This is a genomic window from Actinomycetospora sp. CA-084318, assembly GCF_050955885.1.
Lineage (GTDB): Bacteria > Actinomycetota > Actinomycetes > Mycobacteriales > Pseudonocardiaceae > Actinomycetospora.
The window spans coordinates 3,059,048-3,078,959 of record NZ_CP192098.1 but is presented as its reverse complement, the minus strand read 5'-3'; the positions used below and the strand labels follow the sequence as shown (position 1 = coordinate 3,078,959).

The 19,912-nt window shown below is 72.5% G+C and carries 24 protein-coding genes and 4 tRNA genes; 10 read left to right on the top strand and 18 right to left on the bottom strand.

The features are described 5' to 3' along the window. Positions 1–2 precede the first annotated feature (2 nt). Entirely contained in the window at positions 3–1,220 is a 1,218-nt protein-coding gene (locus tag ACQPYX_RS14980) for a cytochrome P450 (protein ID WP_433798140.1), read from the bottom strand. An 84-nt stretch (positions 1,221–1,304) separates the two neighbouring features. On the opposite strand from ACQPYX_RS14980, the gene ACQPYX_RS14975 reads away from it, so the two are divergent. Further along, the gene (locus tag ACQPYX_RS14975; RefSeq protein WP_433798139.1) at positions 1,305–1,943 is read left to right on the top strand and encodes a TetR/AcrR family transcriptional regulator; all 639 of its coding nucleotides are present in this window, start codon (positions 1,305–1,307) and stop codon (positions 1,941–1,943) included. Position 1,944: 1 nt separating this feature from the next. Here the strand turns inward: ACQPYX_RS14975 and ACQPYX_RS14970 are convergent, their stop codons facing one another. From ACQPYX_RS14970 to ACQPYX_RS14945, 6 genes are all read right to left on the bottom strand, one after another. Further along, a complete protein-coding gene (locus ACQPYX_RS14970; RefSeq protein ID WP_433798138.1) occupies positions 1,945–2,802 on the bottom strand; it encodes an SGNH/GDSL hydrolase family protein in 858 nt (285 codons plus the stop codon). 86 nt (positions 2,803–2,888) lie between these two features. Then, positions 2,889–3,128, bottom strand: coding sequence for a hypothetical protein (locus ACQPYX_RS14965; protein ID WP_433798137.1), 240 nt, complete (start codon positions 3,126–3,128; stop codon positions 2,889–2,891). A 137-nt stretch (positions 3,129–3,265) separates the two neighbouring features. Next, complete coding sequence (locus tag ACQPYX_RS14960) at positions 3,266–3,511, bottom strand: hypothetical protein (protein ID WP_433798136.1); 246 nt, start codon at positions 3,509–3,511, stop codon at positions 3,266–3,268. Positions 3,512–3,890: 379 nt separating this feature from the next. After that, entirely contained in the window at positions 3,891–4,166 is a 276-nt protein-coding gene (locus tag ACQPYX_RS14955; RefSeq protein ID WP_179792317.1) for a hypothetical protein, read from the bottom strand. Positions 4,167–4,502: 336 nt separating this feature from the next. Then, on the bottom strand, positions 4,503–5,231 hold the full coding sequence (locus tag ACQPYX_RS14950; RefSeq protein ID WP_433798135.1) for a tyrosine-protein phosphatase: 729 nt from the start codon (positions 5,229–5,231) through the stop codon (positions 4,503–4,505). A 344-nt stretch (positions 5,232–5,575) separates the two neighbouring features. Then, positions 5,576–5,725 (bottom strand): NUDIX domain-containing protein, encoded by a 150-nt coding sequence (locus tag ACQPYX_RS14945; protein ID WP_433798134.1) that lies wholly within the window; start codon positions 5,723–5,725, stop codon positions 5,576–5,578. On the opposite strand from ACQPYX_RS14945, the gene ACQPYX_RS14940 reads away from it, so the two are divergent. After that, positions 5,714–6,670, top strand: a complete 957-nt coding sequence (locus tag ACQPYX_RS14940) for a tyrosine-type recombinase/integrase (RefSeq protein WP_433798133.1) — start codon at positions 5,714–5,716, stop codon at positions 6,668–6,670. The two genes, ACQPYX_RS14945 and ACQPYX_RS14940, sit on opposite strands and share 12 nt — an antisense overlap. 52 nt (positions 6,671–6,722) lie before the next feature. On the opposite strand, the gene ACQPYX_RS14935 is transcribed toward ACQPYX_RS14940, so the two are convergent. The 4 genes from ACQPYX_RS14935 to ACQPYX_RS14920 all read right to left on the bottom strand — a co-directional run bounded on the left by ACQPYX_RS14935 (position 6,723) and on the right by ACQPYX_RS14920 (position 8,758). Then, positions 6,723–6,794: transfer RNA gene (locus ACQPYX_RS14935), tRNA-Val, on the bottom strand. A 20-nt stretch (positions 6,795–6,814) separates the two neighbouring features. After that, positions 6,815–7,309, bottom strand: coding sequence for a TIGR02611 family protein (locus ACQPYX_RS14930; protein WP_433798132.1), 495 nt, complete (start codon positions 7,307–7,309; stop codon positions 6,815–6,817). A gap of 43 nt (positions 7,310–7,352) precedes the next feature. Further along, a complete protein-coding gene (locus ACQPYX_RS14925) occupies positions 7,353–8,204 on the bottom strand; it encodes an anti-sigma factor domain-containing protein (RefSeq protein ID WP_433798131.1) in 852 nt (283 codons plus the stop codon). After that, positions 8,201–8,758 carry an RNA polymerase sigma factor gene (locus ACQPYX_RS14920; protein ID WP_433798130.1) on the bottom strand — a complete coding sequence of 186 codons (558 nt, stop codon included), beginning with the start codon at positions 8,756–8,758 and terminating at the stop codon, positions 8,201–8,203. The genes ACQPYX_RS14925 and ACQPYX_RS14920 overlap by 4 nt, the downstream gene beginning before the upstream one ends. Positions 8,759–9,089: 331 nt before the next feature. On the opposite strand from ACQPYX_RS14920, the gene ACQPYX_RS14915 reads away from it, so the two are divergent. From ACQPYX_RS14915 to ACQPYX_RS14890, 6 genes are all read left to right on the top strand, one after another. After that, positions 9,090–9,509: an SsgA family sporulation/cell division regulator gene (locus ACQPYX_RS14915; protein ID WP_018330195.1), complete on the top strand. Its 420-nt coding sequence runs from the start codon at positions 9,090–9,092 to the stop codon at positions 9,507–9,509. A 92-nt stretch (positions 9,510–9,601) separates the two neighbouring features. Beyond that, a tRNA-Gly gene (locus ACQPYX_RS14910) sits at positions 9,602–9,674 on the top strand. Between the two features lie 26 nt (positions 9,675–9,700). Beyond that, positions 9,701–9,772 (top strand) — tRNA-Cys (locus ACQPYX_RS14905). Position 9,773: 1 nt separating this feature from the next. After that, positions 9,774–9,845 (top strand) — tRNA-Val (locus ACQPYX_RS14900). 341 nt (positions 9,846–10,186) lie between these two features. Then, positions 10,187–11,248, top strand: coding sequence for a hypothetical protein (locus ACQPYX_RS14895; RefSeq protein ID WP_433798129.1), 1,062 nt, complete (start codon positions 10,187–10,189; stop codon positions 11,246–11,248). Between the two features lie 55 nt (positions 11,249–11,303). Further along, on the top strand, positions 11,304–12,062 hold the full coding sequence (locus ACQPYX_RS14890; protein WP_433798128.1) for an IclR family transcriptional regulator: 759 nt from the start codon (positions 11,304–11,306) through the stop codon (positions 12,060–12,062). Here the strand turns inward: ACQPYX_RS14890 and ACQPYX_RS14885 are convergent. From ACQPYX_RS14885 to ACQPYX_RS14860, 6 genes are all read right to left on the bottom strand, one after another. Further along, complete coding sequence (locus ACQPYX_RS14885; protein WP_433798127.1) at positions 12,059–12,505, bottom strand: OsmC family protein; 447 nt, start codon at positions 12,503–12,505, stop codon at positions 12,059–12,061. The two genes, ACQPYX_RS14890 and ACQPYX_RS14885, sit on opposite strands and share 4 nt — an antisense overlap. Continuing rightward, positions 12,502–12,681: a hypothetical protein gene (locus ACQPYX_RS14880; RefSeq protein WP_433798126.1), complete on the bottom strand. Its 180-nt coding sequence runs from the start codon at positions 12,679–12,681 to the stop codon at positions 12,502–12,504. The genes ACQPYX_RS14885 and ACQPYX_RS14880 overlap by 4 nt, the downstream gene beginning before the upstream one ends. 39 nt (positions 12,682–12,720) lie before the next feature. After that, on the bottom strand, positions 12,721–13,509 hold the full coding sequence (locus tag ACQPYX_RS14875; protein ID WP_433798125.1) for an alpha/beta fold hydrolase: 789 nt from the start codon (positions 13,507–13,509) through the stop codon (positions 12,721–12,723). Positions 13,510–13,553: 44 nt separating this feature from the next. After that, positions 13,554–14,540, bottom strand: coding sequence for an NADPH:quinone oxidoreductase family protein (locus tag ACQPYX_RS14870; protein WP_433798124.1), 987 nt, complete (start codon positions 14,538–14,540; stop codon positions 13,554–13,556). Between the two features lie 36 nt (positions 14,541–14,576). Further along, the gene (locus tag ACQPYX_RS14865; protein WP_433798123.1) at positions 14,577–14,744 is read right to left on the bottom strand and encodes a hypothetical protein; all 168 of its coding nucleotides are present in this window, start codon (positions 14,742–14,744) and stop codon (positions 14,577–14,579) included. Positions 14,745–14,888: 144 nt separating this feature from the next. Further along, a complete protein-coding gene (locus ACQPYX_RS14860) occupies positions 14,889–15,548 on the bottom strand; it encodes an NADPH-dependent F420 reductase (RefSeq protein WP_433798122.1) in 660 nt (219 codons plus the stop codon). An 88-nt stretch (positions 15,549–15,636) separates the two neighbouring features. Between ACQPYX_RS14860 and ACQPYX_RS14855 the strand changes: the two genes are divergently transcribed. After that, positions 15,637–16,443 (top strand): class I SAM-dependent methyltransferase, encoded by an 807-nt coding sequence (locus ACQPYX_RS14855; protein WP_433798121.1) that lies wholly within the window; start codon positions 15,637–15,639, stop codon positions 16,441–16,443. Next, the gene (locus tag ACQPYX_RS14850) at positions 16,440–17,705 is read left to right on the top strand and encodes an IS256 family transposase (protein WP_433798120.1); all 1,266 of its coding nucleotides are present in this window, start codon (positions 16,440–16,442) and stop codon (positions 17,703–17,705) included. The genes ACQPYX_RS14855 and ACQPYX_RS14850 overlap by 4 nt, the downstream gene beginning before the upstream one ends. 91 nt (positions 17,706–17,796) lie before the next feature. Here ACQPYX_RS14850 and ACQPYX_RS14845 read toward each other — a convergent pair whose 3' ends face one another. Further along, positions 17,797–19,878 carry a DUF222 domain-containing protein gene (locus tag ACQPYX_RS14845; protein WP_433798119.1) on the bottom strand — a complete coding sequence of 694 codons (2,082 nt, stop codon included), beginning with the start codon at positions 19,876–19,878 and terminating at the stop codon, positions 17,797–17,799. Between the last annotated feature and the right edge of the window lie 34 nt (positions 19,879–19,912).

Here is a 19,912-nt window from a genome sequence, read left to right as displayed (position 1 = left end):
GGTCACCAGGTGACGGGCAGGGCCTTCACGCCACCGGTGAGGTGCTGGGTGCGCACGTCGATGTCCTCGAGGTCGACGGCCAGGCGCAGGTCGGGCAGCCGCGTCGCGAGCGTGCGGAAGACGGTACGCAGCTCGGTGCGGGCGAGGCTCGCGCCGATGCAGAAGTGTCCGCCGTGGCCGAACCCGACGTGGGCGCGCTCCTCGCGCTCCGGCTCGAACGCCTCGGCGTCGGCGAACGCCTCCGGGTCCCGGTTCGCGGCGTTGACCGACAGGATGACGGCGTCGCCCTCGTGGATGGTCACGCCGGCGACGTCGACGTCGGTGTGCGCGTAGCGCAGCAGGCCGAGGTCGCCGGGGGCACCGAGCCGCATGATCTCCTCGACGACCCGGTCCGTCCGACCCTCCGGGTCCTCGACCAGGTACTGCCACCGATCGGGCTGCGTGAGCAGCATGAGCACGCCGAGCCCGATGCGGTTGACGGTGGTCTCGTGGCCGGCGAAGAGCAGCCCGACCGAGAGCCGGATCATCTCGGCGTAGTCGTAGTTCTCGTCCTCCTCCTGGGCGTGCACCAGGTCGGAGATGACGTCCTCCTGCGGCGCGGCCCGCTTCTGCTCGGCCAGACCCGCCATGTAGCGGCCGAACTCCGCGCGTGCCGCCTGCGCGTCGTCCCCGTTGCCGTAGCTCGCCATGCGGTCGGAGAGGTCGCGGAAGTAGCCGGAGTCGTCGTGCGGGACCCCGAGCAGGCGGCAGATCACCGCGACCGGCAGCGGCACCGCGAGCGTCTCGTGCAGGTCGGCCACGCCGTCCGCGTCCTTCGCGGCGACCAGCGTGTCGAGGTAGCCGTCGACGAGGCCCTGCACGTCCTCGCCCATCTGCCGCATGCGCTTGGCGGAGAACGCCGGCGTGAGGAGGCGGCGCATCCGCGTGTGGTCGGCCTCCTCGGTCTCGTAGTTGCCCGAGGGACCCTCCTGCACGGCGCCGTCGGTGATGCGGGAGGCCTGTTCGGGGTGCGGGTGCGAGCGGCCCAGGCGCTTGTCGCCGAGCAGGTCGCGGACCTCCTCGAAGCGGGTGACCAGCCAGGCGGGGTCGCCCGCGGGGGTCGTCACGGCCGCGACCGGCGCCTCGCGACGCAGGACGTCGTAGAGCGGGGCGATCTCGAGGATGTTCGGACGCTCGAACGGCAGGTGGAGATCCGCGGTCCGGTCGGTGGTGGCAGTCATGATGCTCCTCAACGTGACGGCGACATCACCGACGGTACGTCTTTGTGGCAGTCAGTGCCATTAAAAGGTGGGTAAGGTGTGCGGATGACCACAGCTCCCGACGACGGGTCGGGCCACCGTCGTGGGCGACCGCCGGTCACCGAGGAACAGCGCCGACGGCAGCGGTTGGCGATCTCGCGGCACGCCGTGGCCCTGTTCCGCGAGCACGGGGTCGCCGAGACGACCGGGGAGCAGATCGCCCGCGCGGCGGGAGTCTCGGAGCGCACGCTGTGGCGGCTCTTCCGATCCAAGGAGGCGTGCGTCGAGCCGCTGCTGTCGCTGTCGCTGGACGCGTTCGTCGAGGTCCTGCGTTCGTGGCAGCCCGCGGACGAGCTCGGCGACCACCTGCGGTCGGCCTACACCGTGTCGCCCGAGGACCTCGAGGCCGTGCTCGCGGTGGTGCGGATGTCCCGCGACGAGCCGGGCGTGCGCGCCGTGTGGCTGGTCCTGCACGAGCGGGCCGAACCGGTGTTCGCCGCGGTACTCGGCCGGCGTCTCGGCCTGCCCGAGCACGACCTGACGGTCCTCGTCCGCGCGGCGGCAGTGAATGCGGCGCTGCGCGTGCTCACCGATGCGCTCGCGTGGTCGGACGACACCGACCCGTCGTCGGGCATCGACGAGCACCGCGACCGACTGGCCGAGGAGCTCCGCGCGCTGACGGAGCTCCCGGCCCGGCGGCCCTGAGTCAGACCCTCGCCAGGCCCAGCTTCGCGATCGCGTTGTTCGCCATCTCCCGTTCGCCGATCGCGTTCGGGTGCACCGGCGCGGCGTTGACCGGGATGACCGGCTCGACCCAACGGGTCCCGGGCAGCTGGCAGGCGTCGTGGCCGGTGGAGATGGCCGTGACGTCGAGGTAGGTGGCGCCCGTCCGCGCGGCGGCGCGCTTGACCGCGTCGTTCAGCGTGGCCTGCAGGTCGTTGAGGTAGGCCACGTCGCCCGACGCGACCGGCATGATCGGGAAGCAGCCCGTCGGCGAGAGGATCTGCAGGTAGCCCGAGATCGCGACGCGCGCCTTCGGCGCCTTCTTCCGCACGTCCTGCAGTGCCTTGACGAGGTTCGGGTAGGTCGTCTTGCGCACCTGGTCGACGAACGTGGTGCCGAACTTCTGCTCACACGGGTTGCCGCGGCCGAGCGACTGCAGGCCGAGCTGCGCGCACTGACCGAAGGCCGTGGTGAACACGTCCCCGTCGTTGCCGCCGATCGTCATCGTGACCAGCTGGGTGTCCGCCTCCAGCGCGTCGAGCTGCGGAGCGACGCCGGCCGACTGCGAGGCGCGGAAGTCCTTGGTCTTCGCGCCGCTGCAGGAGACGTCGGTGAGCTGCGCGCCCGTGTCGGACGCGATGTCGTGCGCCCAGTTCAGCTGCGACTGGCTGCACGCGGGCGCCGCCGCCGGGTCGGCCGGCTGGATGCCCGCGCCCGAGCTGTAGCTGTCCCCGAGGTTCACGTAGCGCAACGGCTGCGCCTGGTTCGCCCATGCGGCCGTCCCCACGAGGAGCAGCCCGATCACCGCCACCGCGGCGACCACGGCCCGACGTGCACCCATGCGATGTCCTCCCCGCCTCACCCGACGAGGTGACCGTAGAGGGACCCCCCGACAGTCGGAAGCACGGGTCGGTCGCGCCCCGCCGATCAGGCGACGGGGACCTCGTCGAGCCAGGACACGACGGTGCGCACGGTCAGCCCGGTCGACCTCGACAGGGCCTCACGCAGCAGCCGCGCCTTGCGTTGATCGGGGAGCTCGGTCAGCGAGCGTGCGAGCTCGAGGACGCGGACCCGACCCACGTCGTCGAGCCCCAGCTCGTCGATGTTCACCAGCGCCGACCATGCCGCCAGGCGAGCCCGCTCGCCCCACACCGTCCGCTCGTGCACGAGAGAGATACTAGAGCGTTCAACCGTTGGTGCAAGAGTCAGTGGCGCACAACCACTCCCGACGTCGTGGCAGCGAAGCGTCGTTGCCGGCGTCCAGTGGCAGGAACGCCACATCGTCACGTCCGGGCCGTGGCCGGCTACCGCAGGCGCCACTGCGCGCGGAGTCGACGGCCGGGCGTCGGGGCGGGCTCCCGGATCTCCTGCTGGACCTCGATGTCGACACGGGCCCGGGCTGCCGCGGGGTGCCACATCTCCTCGAACGGACCCATCGTCGTCCCGGTCGCCACGCCGCGGCGGCGAAGGCGTGCGGCGATCCACGGGAGACCGACGACGACCGCCAGAGCCACGAGCACGGTCCCGCCGATCGCGATCGCATCCGCCACGGCGGTCGGCGGTAGTGCGCGTCGTCGTTCTTCAGTGGCACGGAGGGCCCCAGCGGGCGCCCGGCGCCACTGACATTCCCGAGCCGGCACCGGCACGTCGTCGGGAACACCCCGGGAACGACGAAGGCCCGGCTCCCTGGACGGGAACCGGGCCTGCCTGCGTGGGCGATACTGGGATCGAACCAGTGACCTCTTCGGTGTGAACGGGCCTGCGGTCGATTCCGGGCTCTCCCCCGCTGCCGTTGCATGGGTGCTGACCTGCTGTTTCGTACTCCCACGTCCAGCGCCTGACGGCCTGCTGCTGGGCCTCGTGCTGCCTCAATGCTGCATTGATCTTGCACCGGCTACGGGTTGGACCGGCAAGCGGGCAGGGCGGGGATCACGAACTCCGGCGTACGCGCACCGTGTTCGAGTCGAGGTCGACGGCGGCGTCGCGACGGTGCGGGGGCTCGACCAGTTCGGTCGCCACCTCCTCGCGCCGTTCTGCCTTCTGCTGAATTCCCGGCATGTAACCCGGCACGTAGCCGATGGCCGGGCCGCTGGGAACCTCGCGAGGCTCGACATCGGCATCGCGGTGACGCCGCTGGTAGGTGATCCTCACCGCCCCGACGAGCACGAGCGCGATCATGACCACGGCCAGGACGATTGCGAGCATGGCGGCGCTCCTCCCTGCGGTGCCGCTGGGGCACCGGCGAACCAAGATCCTACGGGCAATCCGTCCGAACAGCTCGTATCGCCGAGGACCGGTCGATGCCTGAGGGCGTTGGCCAGCCGTGTCCCCGGCAGCTCAGAGCACCGCGCGGCAGGCGCTGACGTCCTTGCGCAGTACCTGACCGCTGCTGCCCGCCGAGGGCTGCGAGCTGCGGAGATGGTGCTGCTGCGGCGCCTGGCCCGCTTCGGTGCTTCGTGCGTTCCGTGCAGGACGCCTTACGTCCGCTCGCTGTCAGCTACGACCGATCACAGTGCTGCTGTCCGCCCCCGGTGGCTGCCCTCAGTGCCTCAGGCGGGCGCAAGCGGCAGCGAGTTCGCCGTCGGTGAGCCCGCCCCGAAGCAGGAGTTCGGGGACATCGACCTCGTCGAGGAACTCCTGCATCGCGCTTCGAGCCGTGCGCCCACGGGCTCGAAGGGCCATCTCCACGAGGGGCTGCTGACTAGGGCGCCCAAGCGCCGCGTCGAGAGCCGATTGAACGACGGCGCTCTGCTCGTAATCCTCGATCACCGCGTCAACGGTCACGTCGGCGAGCACGAGCAGCAACGCCGCGACCAAGCCAGTGCGGTCACGTCCCGCTCCGCAGTGAAACAGGACGGCGCCCGGTTCTGCCTGGGTGATGGCGCGGACGGCGTCGGCGGCCCGCTCGGGGTGGCGACCGAGCAGCAGCGAGTAGTAGAGCGGCGTGCCGTCACGTCCCTCCGCGGCGATCTGATCCCAGAGCGGTACGTCTTCGACGGCGTCGAGTGGCACCCGGACGTGGCTGATCTGTTGCGGGGCGACCTCCTGGCGAGCCCCTACTGCTGCAACCTCGTCATCGTTGAGGAGGCTGACGATGGTCCGGACGCCCGCTGCGTACGCGGCCTCCCAACCTGCGCGGGTCGCGAGGCTCAGGGCCGCGGAGCGATAGACCCTCGCGCGCTTAGTGCGCTGGCCGTCGACGGTCGGGAGTCCGCCCAGGTCTCGGACGTTGTAGAACCCCTCCCAGGCGATCGCTCGGTCTGCGGACACGCGCTCGCTCCCATCGCCTGCAACTGCTGGCCGGCCCTAAGCGTTCACCATCCCCCCGCAGCAAGGTCAAGTTCCACTGCACGCGGTCGCGTTAAGGGAGCCCGTGGGTCTACACCCGCGACGTTCGGCTTCGGGGTCTCTCCCTCGGCGGCGCGGGCTCTGCCCTGCCGGGCCGGTCGTGCGGGTGCAAGCGCCCCCGTCCTCGCGGACCGCCGGCTTTGCTGCTCGGTGGCGCTTGCGGCTGTGCGGGCGGTCTGGCAGCCCTGGGGCGCGTCGTCGTGGGTGAGACCCCGCCCCGACCACCTCCTCCCCCTGGTGCCGGGCCTGCTCGAGCTCGACCCCGTCTAAATACCAACGAGACCAGTCACTATGACTCGAACCCCGGTCTCCTCCTCAACTTCTCGGATCGCCGCACCTATCAATGACTCGCCGAGCTCCATCGCGCCACCGAGCACACCACCGCCGCCCGGGACCGCTCGGTGATGCGCACCCACGTGCTGCCGCAGTGGGAGTCCTGGCCGCTCGCCAAGATCGACCACCTGACGGTGCAGGGCTGGGTCAGCGACCTCGGCCGCCGACGCTCCCGGGCCACCGTCGCCGAGGCCCACCGGCTGACCTCGGCGGTGCTGCGCTCGGCGGTCCGCAACCGGCTGATCGCCTTCAACCCGGCCCTCGACGTCCGGGTCCCGAAGCGCCGCAAGACCGACACCGACGAGCAGATCATCAGCCGTCCGACCCTGCGCCACGTCCTGCTCCCCCAGGTCCCCGAGCGGCACCGCGCGCTCATCGCTACGGCCGCCGGCTGCGGGCTGCGCTGGGGTGAGGTCGCCGGGCTCATGGACGACGCCCTCGACCTGGGGGCGGGCGTGCTGCGGGTGGTCCGCACCGTCGTGGAGGTCGCCGGGCATCGGTCGTTCAAGCCGTTCCCGAAGTCGGTCGCCGGCCGACGGGACGTCCCGATCCCGGGCTGGGCGCGGACTCTCATCACCGAGCACGTCGAGCGGTGGCCCTCGCCGTCCACCTCGCCGGTCTTCGCCAACGAGATTCAGGGGCCGATCGGCCGGACCGCGTTCCGCGCGCGGGTCTGGCGCCCCTCGTTGGTGCGGGCCGGGTTCATCGGCGAGGTGAAGAAGCTCGGCGAGAAGAAGTTCGAGGCCCGCTGGCGCGACAAGGACGGCGACGAGCAGTCGTTGGGGACGAAGACCGAGTACCAGGCCGTGATGGAGATCGCCCGGCGCCACCACGGCGGGCTGCGCTTCCACGACCTGCGCCACTCCTACGCGACGTGGCTGGTCGACGACGGCGTCCCGCCGAACATGGTCCAACGTGTCATGGGTCACGAGCGGGCCTCGACCACGCTCGACCTCTACACCCGCCGGACCGCCGATCCGAGCCGCATCCTCGCCGCGCTCGGCGACGACGAGGATGGTCCGGAATGACAAAGGCCCTGGCCGGTGACTCTTGCGAGTCCCTGACCAGGGCCTTCCTGCGTGGGCGATACTGGGATCGAACCAGTGACCTCTTCGGTGTGAACGAAGCGCTCTCCCCCTGAGCTAATCGCCCGCAGCAGGGACAAGCCTAACTCACGCCATGATCGGGCTGTGCAGCCAGGTCCAGTGCCCGAGGCCGACCAGCTTCGCGACGATCCACAACGCGTCCAGCAACCACAGGGTCGCGAGCACGACGACACCCGTGGCCAGCGCCAGCAGCAGCTGCACCGCCGTGTTCTGCCGCTTCACCCACGCGACCCACCGGTCGTAGTAGCGCCGCGCGAACCGCAGCACGCGACCCGCCCACTCGAACTCGGTCGAGAGGATGCCGAGGCCGGTGAAGACGATCAGCCAGCCGGGCCCGGGATACGGGATCGCGATGACCCCGACGATCAGCACGACGGTGCCGATGAATCCGATGCCGAGGCGCCACGCGAGGTTCCAGTGCGGGCGGGCGCGCACCTTCATCCGGAAGGCGCGCAGCCGGACGCGCAGGCCGTGCAGGCGTCGTCGTGACGGCGGGTCGGTCCGCTCGGCCTGCTCGGTCGTGGTCGGTCGCTCGGAGGTGGTGCCCTGGTCCTGGGTCATCGCCTTCCCTGGCCTCGTCGTCGGTGCAGGCCCGGTCGCCGGGTCAGCCCGCCAGCTGACCGCTCGCGACGACCTGCGTCGGCGCGGCCGGCACCGTCCGTCCGGGTTCGTACGACACGGCGTACCCGGCGAAACGGTTGCCCGCCGCCGTCGAGGGTACGGAATCCGTCACCGGGCCCGAACCGGACATGTCGAACGTCCCCAGTCCGACCGGTCGGCCGTCGGCCAGACCCCAGAGCACGTAGGTGTGCGCGGCGTCGTTCGGCGGCAGCCCCGTCGCGAGGAACTCGGGCCCCGCGCCGCGGTCCACGACGAGCCCGACGAAGGCGCCCTCCGACGACGCCAGCACCACGTGCGGCGTCCCGGGCCGCGACGCCGCGTCGACGAGTTCGACGACCTGCCGGCTGCGGTCCGCCTGCGCCGCGGCCGCGTCTCGCTCCTGCGCGAGGTCCCGGTTCGCGGCCACCAGCCCGCCGATCACGACGACGAGCGCTGCCGCGGCCGCCACCGCGACCCCGGCGGTCGCCCGCCGCACCCAGCGCTGGCGCAGCGACACGACGTTCGACGATGTGGCGTCGCTGTCACTGGATGCAAGCAACGACGCTTTGCTGTTACCCGGCGAAGCCCCACCCGACGAAGCCTCACCCGGCGAAGCCTCGGCCTCGGCCTCGGCCAGGATGCGCGCGCGCAACGACGGCGGCGGCTCGACCGGCTCGACGGCCGCACCCAGCAGGGCACCGACCTCCTCGGTCCCGGCCACGATCTCGAGGCACCCGGCGCACTCGTCGAGGTGCGCCGCGAACTCCGCGTCCTCCTCGGGCTCCAGCATGTGCAGGACCCAGGCCACGGCGAGCTCGGGGTGGCCGTCGGGCTGCGGCTGCAGTGCTGCCCTCATGCCGTCCCCTCCCCTCGCTCGACCCGACCGTCCAGCAGTCCCCGCAACGTGCGCACCGCGGTGAACATGCGCGATTTCACCGTGCCCAACGGGACCCCCGCGATGCTCGCGACCTCCCGCTGGGTGAAACCACCGAAGTAGGCGAGGGTGAGCGCCTCCCGCTGTTCGGTGGGCAGCTGCCCCAGGGCCTCGCGGACGTGCCCGGCCACGACCCGGTCCAGCGCCGCCTCGTCGGCACCCGGACCGGAGGGGAGACGGTCCTGCGCGGACCACTCGTCGCCGTCCTCGCCCGGCGGCACCGTGTACTTGCGCCGGGTCGCCTCGCGGCGGACCGCGTCGACCGCACGGTGGTGGACCATCGTCATGAGCCAGGTCGCGACGCTGCCGCGCGAGGCGTCGAACCGCTCCGGGTGCCGCCAGACGTGGAGGAAGACCTCCTGCACCACGTCCTCGGCGATCGTCTCGTCGACGCAGATCCGGCGCGCGAGCGCGTAGGCCCGGCGGGAGAAGCGGTCGTAGAAGGCCTCGAGGGCCCGGGGCGTCCGCTCGGTCACGGCTCGCAGCAGTGTGGCGTCCGCCACGGCGTCGTCCGAGAGGCCGTCACGCTCCGCAGTCGGCTCGGATCGCCTCTGCGACGCCTCTGCCACGGGTCCACCTCCTCCTGTGCCCTCGTGTCCGGGTCCGACGAGGCACAGGTTAGTGCGGTCGGGTAGTGGCGGGCGCTCCGGCAGGGAGGGGCCGTCGTTACGGAGGCGGACCAGGTAAGGGCTCGACCGGGTACTCCTAAGATGGCCTCGGTGCGTGAGCCGGGTGAACCGGCGTCACAGGCTCGGCCGCCGGTCGTTCCCCTCTTCGACAGCAGCGTGCGCGAAAGGCAGCCATCGAATGCACAACGACCACGTGACGATCAGGTCCACGGCCGTGTTCGACCTGATCGGTCCGCCGAACCCGCCCGTGCCGGTCCAGGTCGAGCTCCGCTACGACACCCGCGACCCGTACGCCGTGCAGGCGGCCTTCCGGACCGGCCGGGCCGGCTGGGTGGAGTGGGTGTTCTCCCGGGACCTCCTCACCGAGGGCCTCATCGACGCCGCCGGCGACGGCGACGTCCGCATCCGCCCCTCCGAGGGCGAGTCGGTGGAGATCGAGCTCTCCTCCCCCTCCGGCCACGCGACGTTCCGCGCTCTCGCCCGGGAGGTCTCGGAGTTCCTCCAGCGGACCCACGAGGTGATCGAGCCGGGCGCCGAGGACGACTGGCTGGACCTCGAGCACGCGCTCGGCCTGCTGCTCTCCACCGACCCGAGCTGATCACCACCCCCCTGATCGGGGGGCGCGCACGATGCAGTAGAGTTCTCGTCGTCGGCAGGGAGAACGTTGAAAGAACTTCCCACCGATGACATGCGGACGTAGCGCAGTTGGTAGCGCATCACCTTGCCAAGGTGAGGGTCGCGGGTTCGAGTCCCGTCGTCCGCTCGGGGAGGCAGGCCTCCGAGGATCCCGGCGGAGTGGCCGAGTGGTTTAGGCAAGGGCCTGCAAAGCCCTGTACGCGGGTTCGATTCCCGCCTCCGCCTCGGGCGATTAGCTCAGTGGGAGAGCACTACCTTGACACGGTAGGGGTCACTGGTTCAATCCCAGTATCGCCCACAACAGGCCCTGGTCACACTTGTGACCAGGGCCTTTGTCGTTCCCGGGAGAACCTTCCCGACGACGCTCGGTGCGGCTCGGGCCCGCCCCCGCGACGAACGGCGCGACGACACCGTTGCTGAACCGTGACGTCGGCAGACGGAGCAACCCGACCCGCCGTCCGGAAGAACCTGCCGCCGTTCGCCGCGTCGAACGAGCCCCTGCTCGGTGTGTACGGCCGCTCGCTCTCAGCAAAGCGGGGTCGGCGACCCCGGGCTCCCTACCGTTCTCGCTGCGCCGCCGCGGGATGCCCCCGACTCCCGCGGCGGCACCGCTCCCCAGCGACCGGAGGTAGTACCCCCATGCGCCCCGATGTGCAGCAGGACCCCCGACCGGAGTTCGGCATCCCCGTGCCCCGGGAGGCCCGGCCGTACGACGGCCCCGACGCCGCCCCGCGCACGGGCGGCTACCCGGCCGCGCCGTACGGAGGGCCCGTGTCGGGTCCGCAGCCCGTGAGCCCGTACGGCTCCGGGGCCCACGCGGCGGTGCCGTACTCCGGTCCGCAGCCGGTGGCCGGCCGTGGCCCGGCCACCGGCGGCTGGCCCGCGGCGGAGCGCCCGCTGTCCGGGCCGCAGTCCTACCCGCGTGACCTCGGTCCGCGGGGCGCCACCGACCCCACCGTCCGTCGCCGGCTGGCCGACGACGTGGAGCCCCGGCGTGACCGGCCGGGCGACCAGCACCCGAGCGGTCCGCTGCCGATGACCGGTGGCCACCGGCGCGGCCGGGGCGGCCGCGGTCGGACCGCCCTGCTCGCCCTCGTCGCGGCGGGCGCGGTCGCCGCCGGGGCCGCCGGGTACGTCGCGATCGCGCACTGGGGCACGTCCGACCAGGCGGTCACCCCGACGGCGGGGGCGGGCCAGGTCGCGCCGACCTCGCTGACCGGTGCGAACCTCGCGACGCGGCAGACGCCGCTCGGCACCGTCGCCACCAGTGACGGCTACACGCTCTATTCGTTCACGAAGGACTCGAACAAGCCCGCGGCGAGCACCTGCACCGGCACGTGCGCCGAGCAGTGGCCGCCGGTCCTGGCCTCAGACGCCGACCCGTGGCTCAAGGGCATCGACGCCAGCCGCGTGGGCACCGTCGACCGCCCCGACGGCACGAAGCAGCTGACCCTCAACGGCTGGCCGCTCTACCGCTTCGCCAAGGACGCCGCGCCCGGCGAGACCGCGGGCAACGGTGTCGGCGGCACCTGGCGCGCCGTGGGCCCGGACGGCAAGCCCGTCGCGCCGAACGCGTCGGCCCAGAACGCTGCGCCGAGCAGCGGCGGGGCCCAGAGCGGGCAGGGTGGCTACTCGGCTCCGGCTCCGGCAAGTGGCGGCAGCAGCGGTTACGGGGACTCGGCCGGCTCCTCCGGCTACTGAGCTTCACTCGTTCAGCTCAGCAGCTCGTCACCCTGCGCGACCTAGACTCCGCAGGGTGACGACCGCTGCTCCCGCCGGCACCCTCCGCGCCCTGCGCCTGTTCGCCGCGAACCCCGACGGCTTGGACCTGCGCAGCGCCGGCCGGCAGCTGGGCCGCCCGACCGCCTCGGCCCGGCAGGCGGTGGACGCGCTCGTGGCCCGCGGGTACGTGGAGCGGACGTCCGCCGGCACCTTCCGGATGCGGCCGGGCCCCGATGCTCCCGCCGGTGCTCTCGCCGGTCCGATGGCGAGGGCGTCCGAGGTCCCGACGATGCTCGCGGACGCGGTCACCGAGCTCCACCGGCGGACGAGGGCGCGGGCCTACCTCGCGGAGTGGACCGACGACGACCACGTCGACCTGCTCGACGCCCGCGGCCACGAACGGCTCGCCCGGATCCCCGAGCTGCCCGCCCGGGTGCCGCCGACCATGGCCCACGCGGTCGCGGCCGCGAAGGTCCTCATGGCCTTCTCCTCCGCGCGCCGGGCCCGTCTCGAGGGCGGGTCCTGGACGCGCTTCACCGCCGCCACGATCACCGACCCGCTCAGCCTCGACGTCGAGCTCGCGACGATCCGCCGCGACGGCTACGCCCTCGACCGCGAGGAGTTCGCGGAGGGCTTCAGCTGCGTCGCCGCGCCCGTGGCGGACCCCGGTGGCCGGGTCGCGGCGTGCCTCGCGGTCTCCATGCCGACCCGCCAGCTCGACACCTGCCGCGCCGAGACGATCCGGGCCGTCACCGACGTCGCCCGGACCGCGCACCGGCTCTGGTACCGCTAGCTCTCCCCCACCCGCACCGGGAACGCCACGCTGCGGGCGATGAAGCACGCCTCGTGCGCGGCGTGGTGGAGCTTCTCCAGGTCGGCCGCCGCGCCCGTCGTCGTGACCTCCGGGTGCAGCACCACCGACTCGAAGGACCAGCCGCCGTCGTCGTCACGGGTCATCCGCCCGACGGGCGTGTCGGTGTACGCGGTCACGACGACGCCGGCCTCGGCGGCGACGTGCAGGAAGCTGAGCAGGTGGCACTCGGACAGAGCCGCCACCAGCAGCTCCTCCGGGTTCCACCGGGCGGCGTCGCCGCGGAAGGACCGGTCGGCCGAACCCTCGAGCGTCGGCTTCCCGTCCGCGGCGACCGTGTGGTTCCGCGTGTAGGACCGGTAGTCCACGGTGCCCGGGTCGTCCGACCAGGACACCGTGAGCCGGTAGGAGTGGGCCACCGTCACCAGTCCTCGCGGTCCCGGCGGTCCTCCTCCTCGGTCCGCTCGCGGGCGATCTCGAGCGCCCGCGCGGCCGTGTCCCGGTCGGGGTACGGACCGAGGCGGTCCGCCGCCCGGCACCCCTCGTAGGGCTCCACCGTGTTGTGCTTCAGGCAGTAGTACCACTCGTTCTCGTGGGCCACGGCCCGCAGCCTGCCACGGATCAGCACCCCTGCATGGGTTCAGACCCGGGAGAGTCGCGCGGTGCCGAGGATCAGCTCGGCGGTGAGCTCCGGGTCGTCGGCCATCGGGACGTGCCCGCAGCCCGGCAGCACGACGACGCGCGCATCCGGCAGCACGCGGCGCAGGCGCCGGATCTGGACGCGCGGGAGCAGATAGTCGCGGGCGCCCCAGCCGACCATCGTCGGCACGTCCGCGCGGCGGGGGGCGGTCCACGTGTCGAGCGCCGCGAGCATCGTCGCGAAGCCCTCGCGGGGACGGGCCAGCCCCTGCAGGTCGTCGCCCATCCCCGCGTAGTGGTCGCGGCCGGGGTGGGCGACCAGGGCGCTGAGCAGCGCGTACCGCCCCGCCTTCGACGCGAGCACGGCGTCGAGCCGCTCGCGCGACCAGGACTGCAGCAGCTTCGACGACGTCCCGAGCAGCGCCTTCGCCCAGGCCCGCCCGACGGGCGACCAGAACCCACCGGGCGAGAGCGCGGTCGCCGACCGGACCGAGCCGCGCGCCGCCATCTCCAGGGCGATGAGCCCGCCCAGCGAGTTGCCGGCGATGTGCGGGCGGTCGATCCCGAGGTCGTCCGCGAGGCCCTCGACCGCCTCGACGAGCGGGCGGGTCGAGCCGTCGAACCCGGGGTCGACGTCGGCGGACTCGCCGTGCCCGGGGAGGTCGATCGCGATCACCTCGTGCTCCCGCTCCAGCAGGGGCAGCACCGGATCCCACCCCTGGCGGCGGTGGGTGATGCCGTGCACGAGGAACAGTGGTTCCCCGCTCCCGGTGCGGCTGTGCGCGAGCATGATCGGACCTCCCCGACGTCGTTGTCGGACGGACCGTAGCCGGACTACTCCCGGGTGTGGATTACGACCTTGCCGGTGACCCGCCGCTCCGCCAGCTCACCCACGGCCGCGGCCGCCTCGGCGAGCGGGTAGACCCCACTGATGGGCGGCGCGAGACGGCCCGCGGCGATGTCGTCGAGGAGGTCGTCCCACTGGCGGCGCATGTAGCCGGGGTTGCTGAACGCCCACTCGCCCCACCCCGCGCCCACCACCTCGGTGTTGCGCAGCAGCAGCCGGTTGACCTTCACCGTCGGGATCTCGCCGCCGGTGAACCCGACGACGACGAGGCGTCCGCCGCGGGCGAGCGAGCGGAGCGAGTCGGTGAAGCGGTCCCCGCCGACCGGGTCGATGATCACGTCGACCCCACGCTTGTCGGTGAGCGCGAGGACCGCGTCCTTGAAGCCGGTGCCGTCGGCGTCGGTGACGAGCACGGCGTGGTCGGCCCCGGCGGAGCGGGCGACCTCGGCCTTGCCCTCGGTGGACACGACGGCGATGACCGTGGCGCCCCGCGCCTTGGCGAACTGGATGCAGGCGATGCCGACGCCGCCCGCGGCGCCGTGGACGAGGACGGTCTCGCCGTCGGCCAGCCGGCCGCGGCTCGCGACGACGAACTCGGCGGTCAGGTAGTTCATCGGCAGGCCCGCCCCGACGTCGAACGACACCGAGTCGGGCAGCGGGAAGGTCTGGTCGGCGTTGGCGGCGACGGTCTCGCCGTACGCGCCGGTGAGCGACAGCGCCGCGACGCGGTCGCCGGGCGAGAACCCGGACCCGTCGGGCGCGGTCCGCACGACGCCGGCGACCTCTGAGCCCAGGATGAACGGCAGCTCGGGCTTCATCTGGTACTCGCCCCGCGTCTGCAGCAGGTCGGGGAACACCACACCCGCCGCCTCGACGTCGATGAGGACCTGGTCGGGGCCGGGCACCGGCTCGTCGACCTCGACGACCTCGAGCGCCTCCGGACCCTCGAGCTTGCTCACCTGCACTGCGCGCATGGGCCGATCATGCCCCACCGCGCGGGCCGGCGGCCGCTACAGGCCGAGGACGTGCAGGTGCGACAGCGCGCCGATCAGGTAGATCGCCAGCAGGACGAGCAGGGCGACGCCGCCGCGGATCGCGCCCGGCGTGCGCAGCCACTCGCCACGCCCCGGCCGGTCGGTCCGGGTGTCGCGCTCGTCGGTCGTGCGTCCCGTCGTCATGGTGGTCTCCCTCCGTCGGCGGCCCCTCGCGGGCGGCGGTCGGAGAGCATCCGACCGCCGCACTCACCAGTGGGACGACTGCCGCGCGGGAATCGTCACGGACTCGACCGGATGGAGTACGTCACGATCGCGGGAGGACCGTCGTCAGGCGGAGAACTCCGCGGGACGCTCCGGCGGGGCCGCGGCCAGCGCCGCGCGGACGCCGTCGGCGTCGAGGTCCGTGCCGTAGACCGGGGTACCGGGCTGCTGGCGCCAGGACTCCTCGAGCGGTCCGGCGTCGACGGGGTCGAAGCCCAGGTCGTCGACGAGCGCCAGCACCGTCTCCTTGCCCGGGCCGTCGGCCCCGGCCACCGGGAGCGCGATGCGTCCGGCCTCGCCGCGCGGCCGGCCGCGGTTGAGCAGGTGCTCCCAGTAGATGCCGTTGAACGCCTTGTAGACCGGCGTCCCGAGCTGCTGGGAGACCCACACGCTCTCCGGCGTGCCGTCCTCGATCGCGTCGATCCGGCCGTCGCGCTGCTGCGGGTAGTAGTTGTTGGTCTCGACGACGGGTGCGCCGGGCTTCCGGCTCGCGACCACGCCCTCGGGCAGGTCCGGGGTGTTCTTCTGCGGGATGCTCAGGACGACGAGGTCCGCGTCCTGCGCGGCCTCCTTCGCCCACACCGCCGTCGCCCCGGTCTCCGCGGCCAGGTCCGCGAGCGTCTCGGGGTCGCGGGAGTTGGCCACCCGCACCTCGTGCCCCAGCGCCGTCAGCCGCCGCGTCAGCGTGCCCGCGATCAGGCCCGCTCCGATGATGCCGATCCTCATGCGCGGGCCAACCCCTGACCGGCCGACGGTGTTCCGGCCCGTCTCGTGGGTCACGCGCCGGTCCGGCCCGTCGGGCCACACTCCGGTCGTGTCCGGCTCCCGCGAGACCCTCCGTGCCACGTTCGACGAGGACGCGGAGCTCTACGCCCGGGCGCGCCCGGTCTGTCCCGACGTCCTGGTCGAGGCGATCGACCGTCGGCTCGCGACCGCCCACCCACGCACCCTGGAGATCGGGTGCGGGACCGGTCAGGCCACCGTCGCCCTCGCCCGGCGGGGCCACCGCGTCGTCGCCGTCGAGCTCGGTGGGGACTTGGCCCGGGTCGCGCGGCGCACCCTCGTCGCGTTCCCGCAGGTGGAGGTGGTGCACGCCGACATCGAGCGGTGGGAGCCCGCGACGGCCGGCTTCGACCTCGTCGTCTGCGCGACGGCCTTCCACTGGCTCGACCCGGCCACCAGGTTCGCCCGCGTCGCCCGACTGCTGCGTCCAGGCGGGCTGCTCGCCCTGGTGCAGACGCTCCACGTCTCGGGGCCGTCGGACGCGTTCTTCGCCGACCTCCAGTCGTCCTGCTACGCGCGGTGGATGCCCGACGCTCCGGCCCATCTGCCCCTCGTGTCGATCAGTGCGCTGCCCTCCCGCAGCGCCTACGGCCTCGAGGACGCCGAGGAGTTCACCGCCCCGGAGATGCTCCGCGTCCCGGTCGACCTGTCCTACGACGCCGAGCGCTACGTCGACCTGCTCCGGACCTTCTCGAACCACCGCGCCCTCCCGGCAGCCCGCCTCGACGGACTCCTGGCGTGCATCCGCGCGCGGATCGCCACCGAACGGGAGTGTCCGACTAACGGTGTAACTGGTCCTCTGGCTCCGGGCGTGTCCCGGGGGAAGGACCAGTCATGAGCGACACGATCGAGCCTGTGACGGCTCGGATCGATCAGCAGCAGCTCGCGAAGGAGTTGGTGGCCGCGGCCCGCGCCGAGGGCGTCGAGCTCGTCGGCCCGGATGGGCTGCTGGCGGGGTTGACCAAGACGGTGCTCGAGACCGTCCTCGAAGCGGAGGTGACCGAGCACCTGGGCTACGAGGCGCACGACGCCGCGGGCCGCGACGGCGGGAACTCCCGCAACGGCACCCGGACCAAGACCGTGCTCACCGAGATCGGGCCGGTCGAGATCGAGGTCCCCCGCGACCGCGACGCCTCGTTCGAACCCGTGATCGTCAAGAAGCGGCAGCGTCGCCTGGACGGGATCGACGAGATCGTGTTGTCGCTGACCGCCCGCGGGTTGACCACCGGTGAGGTCGCCGCGCACTTCGAGGAGGTCTACGGCGCGAAGGTCTCCAAGGACACCATCTCGAGGATCACCGACAAGGTCCTCGAGGAGATGACCGAGTGGCAGAACCGGCCCCTGGATGCGGTGTATCCGGTGCTGTTCGTCGACGCGATCCACCTCAAGGTCCGCGACGGGCAGGTGACCAACCGGCCGTTCTACGTGGTCATCGGGGTCACCGTCGACGGGCGCCGCGACATCCTCGGGATCTGGGCCGGCGAGGGCGGAGAGGGCGCGAAGTACTGGCTGCACGTGCTGACCGAGATCAAGAACCGTGGTGTCGTCGACGTGTGCATCGCGGTCTGCGACGGCCTGCCCGGGCTGCCGGCGGCGATCAACACCGTGTGGCCGCCGGCGCTGGTGCAGGCCTGCGTGCTGCACCTGATCCGCAACACCTTCCGCTACGCCTCCCGGCGCTACTGGGAGCAGATGGCCAAGGACCTGCGGCCGGTCTACACCGCCCCGACCGAGGCCGCCGCCGCGGAACGGTTCGCCGAGTTCATTGAGAAGTGGGGCGCGCTCTATCCGGCGATCGTCACGCTGTGGCGCAGCGCCTGGTCGGAGTTCGTGCCGTTCCTCGACTACGACGTGGAGATCCGCAGGATCATCTGCAGCACCAACGCGATCGAGAGCCTCAACGCCCGCTACCGGCGGGCGGTCAAGGCCCGCGGGCACTTCCCCACCGAGCAGGCCGCGCTGAAGTGCCTCTACCTGGTCACGAGATCCCTCGACCCGACCGGGAAGGGACGGGCCCGGTGGGCGATGCGCTGGAAGCCGGCCCTGAACGCCTTCGCGATCTCGTTCCCCGGCCGTATCGTCCCGTCAAGCACCTACTGACCCATCAACGCCAGTTACACCGGAAGTCGGACAGTCCCCACCGAACCGGACGGCGTCGTCCGGTCGGTGGCGTTCGAGCTCAGCACGGCGGTCAGGCGGCCGGCGTGACCTGCCAGGGGCGGTTGTGTCGGGGTTGTCGGGTGGGGTCGAGCCACTGCGGTGGGGTGAACCAGGGCAGGTGGTCGAGCATGTGGACCTGCCAGCCGCCGTGGTGGACGAGGTCGTGGTGGTATCGGCAGAGGCAGACGAGGTTGTCGGGTTCGGTGTGGCCGCCGTGGGCCCAGTGGATGATGTGGTGGATCTCGGAGTGCCGGGCTTTCTTGGCGCAGCCGGGGAACGCGCAGTGCCGGTCCCGTTTGACGACGGCACGGCCGGTGGCGGTGGGGATGGCCCGGGTCTTGCGGCCCACGTCCAACACCTCACCCTTGGAGCCCAGCACCATGGGGATGAGGTCGGCGTCGCAGGCCAGGCGGCGGGCGGTGTCGGGGCGGATCCAGGTGGAGTCCCCGAGCAGTGCCAGCGCTTGGCTGGTGTCGCCGAGTTGTTGGCGCAGCGTCTCGTAGTCCAGCGTCACGGTGAGGGTGACCCGTTCTCGTCCGGGTAGGGCCATCGTGTCGAAGTCCGGCGGTGTCCACGGCCGACACGGCGGCCGCTCCGGCTCCGGCTCGCCGTCAGCGTCGGTGCCCGGTTCTGGCGGTCCGGGGCCGAACAGGGGCGGCTCGCCGGGTTCCTCGGGGTCCGGCCCAGCGGGGTCTCCGGAACCGGTGCCGGTGGCATCGGATCCCGCGCGACTCGTGGGGTCGGCCTCGTCAGCGGGGTCGGTGTCCTCGGTGTCCACGGGCTCCGGCCCGGCCGGGTCGCCGGAACCGGTGCCGGTGGCACCGGTTCCCGCGTGGTTCCCGGGGTCGGCCCCGTGCTCGTCGGGCCGGTGCTCGACGGTGGCATCCGCCTCGGGTTCTCCGGCATCCCGGGAACCGGTGCCAGTGGCATCGGTTCCAGCGTGGCCCCTGGGGCCGGTCCCGTGCTCGCCAGCCTCGGCCGGGTCTTCGGGGTCGGGGGGCCAGGCGGTGGTGTCGAAGTCACGGTCCAGGCCGGGGAACGGCACCGCACCCGGGTGCTCAGGTTCGTTCAGCCCGGCGTGGTGACTCGCCGAAATCAAATCCAGCAGACCTGAGGCCTGACGGGACGCCTTGGAGCGGTCGGCCTCGTCCCGCGGGTCCTGCCCCCGCGCCCCGTCCTCGGACACCGGCGCCGCCCCGGTCTCCGGATCCGCCACCACCGACGAGACAGGCGCGGGGGTGGCGGCGCGGACCGCCTCCTCGAACAGGGAGGCGGCGACCCGCTCACGCAGGATCAGTTTCGCGTGCAGGTCCCCGTTGCGCCGCTTCGTGTAGTGCAGCTCGTTCCCGGCCGCGTGGTCGTCCTTCGGGGCCGCGCCGTCGGGGTCGAGCCGGTCGGCGATCCCCCGCGCCGCGGAGGCGAGCCCCTTCGGCGACAACGTCGCCGCCAACGAAGCCAACTGTTCCTCGGCGACCGCGCGGACGGCGTCGTCGAGGTCGGGGACCTTGTCGAGGCGTTCCATCGTCTTGCGGATGATCTCCACGTGCTGCTCGTCCACCAACCCGTCCTCGACCACCGAAGCGGTGGCGGGCAGGTCGGCGGGGGTGGTGGCGCCGGTCGGGGTGACGGTCTCGGACAGCGCGTCGGCCTGCCGCTCCAGGTAGGTGACGGTCTTCGGGTCGAGGCGCAGGTGGTCCTCGAGCAGCCGGCCCATCCGCCGATGCCCGGTCTCGGCCAGCACCTCCGAGCGGCGCAGCGCCCGCAGCGACCGATAGACCCGTGCCCCGGCCAGCCGCTGCGCACGCACTGCTGCAGCCGCCTCGGCCAGCAGAGCGGCGGACTCGGGCGACAGGCCCTCCTGCGAGGGCCCAGCCTCGCTCACCCCGGGCACCACCCACGGCGCCTCCGGATCAGCGGCCGGCGCAACCGGTTCCTCGTACTCGTACCCAGCCCACGGGAACACCGCGTCCCGCAGGACGGCGACGTTCTCGGCCTCCCAGCGGGCGACGTCCTCCGCCGAGGGCGGCACCCACGCCGGCTCCTCCGGTTCCCACGGCGGTGGCGTAGGCAGCGGCGACCCCGCCTCGGGGTCCCACCCTGCCTCGATCGCCATACCCCTATGAGTCGGGTGGCCCGGGGGAATCTCA

Bases quoted from the DNA above. Each gene is read 5' to 3' on its own strand.
- ACQPYX_RS14980 (WP_433798140.1), bottom strand. From the start codon at position 1,220: ATGACTGCCACCACCGACCGGACCGCGGATCTCCACCTGCCGTTCGAG.
- ACQPYX_RS14975 (WP_433798139.1), top strand. From the start codon at position 1,305: ATGACCACAGCTCCCGACGACGGGTCGGGCCACCGTCGTGGGCGACCG.
- ACQPYX_RS14970 (WP_433798138.1), bottom strand. From the start codon at position 2,802: ATGGGTGCACGTCGGGCCGTGGTCGCCGCGGTGGCGGTGATCGGGCTG.
- ACQPYX_RS14955 (WP_179792317.1), bottom strand. From the start codon at position 4,166: ATGCTCGCAATCGTCCTGGCCGTGGTCATGATCGCGCTCGTGCTCGTC.
- ACQPYX_RS14940 (WP_433798133.1), top strand. From the start codon at position 5,714: ATGCGCACCCACGTGCTGCCGCAGTGGGAGTCCTGGCCGCTCGCCAAG.
- ACQPYX_RS14930 (WP_433798132.1), bottom strand. From the start codon at position 7,309: ATGACCCAGGACCAGGGCACCACCTCCGAGCGACCGACCACGACCGAG.
- ACQPYX_RS14925 (WP_433798131.1), bottom strand. From the start codon at position 8,204: ATGAGGGCAGCACTGCAGCCGCAGCCCGACGGCCACCCCGAGCTCGCC.
- ACQPYX_RS14915 (WP_018330195.1), top strand. From the start codon at position 9,090: ATGCACAACGACCACGTGACGATCAGGTCCACGGCCGTGTTCGACCTG.
- ACQPYX_RS14895 (WP_433798129.1), top strand. From the start codon at position 10,187: ATGCGCCCCGATGTGCAGCAGGACCCCCGACCGGAGTTCGGCATCCCC.
- ACQPYX_RS14875 (WP_433798125.1), bottom strand. From the start codon at position 13,509: ATGCTCGCGCACAGCCGCACCGGGAGCGGGGAACCACTGTTCCTCGTG.
- ACQPYX_RS14870 (WP_433798124.1), bottom strand. From the start codon at position 14,540: ATGCGCGCAGTGCAGGTGAGCAAGCTCGAGGGTCCGGAGGCGCTCGAG.
- ACQPYX_RS14865 (WP_433798123.1), bottom strand. From the start codon at position 14,744: ATGACGACGGGACGCACGACCGACGAGCGCGACACCCGGACCGACCGG.
- ACQPYX_RS14860 (WP_433798122.1), bottom strand. From the start codon at position 15,548: ATGAGGATCGGCATCATCGGAGCGGGCCTGATCGCGGGCACGCTGACG.
- ACQPYX_RS14850 (WP_433798120.1), top strand. From the start codon at position 16,440: ATGAGCGACACGATCGAGCCTGTGACGGCTCGGATCGATCAGCAGCAG.
- ACQPYX_RS14845 (WP_433798119.1), bottom strand. From the start codon at position 19,878: ATGGCGATCGAGGCAGGGTGGGACCCCGAGGCGGGGTCGCCGCTGCCT.